Annotated in this window: 1 protein-coding gene; it reads right to left on the minus strand. The window is 72.6% G+C overall.

The annotated features are described in order from the left end of the window. On the minus strand, positions 1 to 1,769 hold a 1,769-nt coding region (locus tag C3486_RS36530), incomplete at its 5' end, for a biotin carboxylase N-terminal domain-containing protein (RefSeq protein WP_103837128.1).

Raw genomic sequence — 1,769 nt, forward strand, 5'->3', positions numbered from 1 at the left:
TCAGTCCTTGATCTCGCAGATGACGGCGCCGGAGGTGACGGAGGCGCCGACCTCGGCGGCCAGGGCCTTGACGGTGCCGGAGCGGTGCGCGTTCAGCGGCTGCTCCATCTTCATCGCCTCCAGGACGACGATCAGGTCGCCCTCCTTGACCTCCTGGCCCTCCTCCACCGCGACCTTGACGATGGTGCCCTGCATCGGGGAGGCCAGGGTGTCGCCGGAGGCGGCCGAGCCGGACTTCTTGGCGGCCTTGCGCTTGGGCTTGGCGCCCGCGGCCAGCCCGGTGCGGGCCAGCGACATGCCCAGCGAGGAGGGCAGGGAGACCTCCAGGCGCTTGCCGCCCACCTCCACCACCACCGTCTCGCGCCCGGCCTCGTCCTCGGCCTCCTCCGCGGCGGGCGCGGCGAACGGCTTGAGGTCGTTGACGAACTCGGTCTCGATCCAGCGGGTGTGCACGGTGAACGGGTCGGCCGAGCCGGTCAGCTCCGGGGCGAAGGCGGGGTCCTTGACCACGGTGCGGTGGAAGGGCAGGGCGGTGGCCATGCCCTCCACGGTGAACTCCTCCAGCGCCCGGGCCGCCCGCTGCAGCGCCTGCTGGCGGGTGGCGCCGGTGACGATCAGCTTGGCCAGCAGGGAGTCCCAGGCCGGGCCGATCACCGAGCCGGACTCCACGCCCGCATCCAGCCGCACGCCCGGCCCGGCCGGCGGGTCGAACCTCGTCACCGTGCCCGGGGCGGGCAGGAAGTTGCGGCCGGGGTCCTCGCCGTTGATGCGGAATTCGAAGGAGTGGCCGCGCACGACCGGGTCGTCGTAGCCCAGCTCCTCGCCGTCGGCGATGCGGAACATCTCCCGCACCAGGTCCAGGCCGGTGACCTCCTCGGTGACCGGGTGCTCCACCTGCAGCCGGGTGTTGACCTCCAGGAAGGAGATGGTGCCGTCCTGGCCGACCAGGAACTCGCACGTGCCGGCGCCCTCGTAGCCGGCCTCCTTCAAAATCGCCTTCGAGGCCCGGTAGAGCTCGGCGTTCTGCTCCGCGGTCAGGAACGGGGCCGGGGCCTCCTCCACCAGCTTTTGGTGGCGGCGCTGCAGGGAGCAGTCGCGGGTGGAGACCACCACCACGTTGCCGTGCTTGTCGGCCAGGCACTGGGTCTCCACGTGCCGGGGGCGGTCCAGGTAGCGCTCCACGAAGCACTCCCCGCGCCCGAAGGCGGCCACCGCCTCGCGCACCGCGGAGTCATACAGCTCGGGGACCTCCTCCAGGGTGCGGGCGACCTTCAGGCCGCGGCCGCCGCCGCCGAAGGCCGCCTTGATGGCGATGGGCAGGCCGTGCTCCTCGGCGAAGGCCACGACCTCCGCCGCGCCGGAGACCGGGTCCTTGGTGCCGGCCACCAGCGGGGCGCCGGCGCGCTGGGCGATGTGGCGGGCGGCGACCTTGTCGCCCAGGTCGCGGATGGCGTGCGGCGGCGGGCCGATCCAGATCAGCCCGGCATCCAGCACCGCCTGGGCGAACTCGGCGTTCTCGGAGAGGAAGCCGTAGCCGGGGTGGACGGCGTCCGCGCCCGAATCGGCGGCCGCCTGCAGCACCTTGGCGATGTCCAGGTAGCTGGTGGCAGGAGTGTCACCGCCCAGGGCGTATGCCTCATCCGCCGCCCGGACGTGCAGGGCATCCCGGTCAGGGTCGGCGTAGACGGCTACGCTCCCGATCCCGGCGTCCCGGCATGCACGGGCAACGCGGACAGCGATTTCGCCACGGTTGGCGATGAGCACCTTGG

The sequence above is a fragment of the Streptomyces sp. Ru73 genome (assembly GCF_002920575.1).
Taxonomy (GTDB): domain Bacteria; phylum Actinomycetota; class Actinomycetes; order Streptomycetales; family Streptomycetaceae; genus Streptomyces.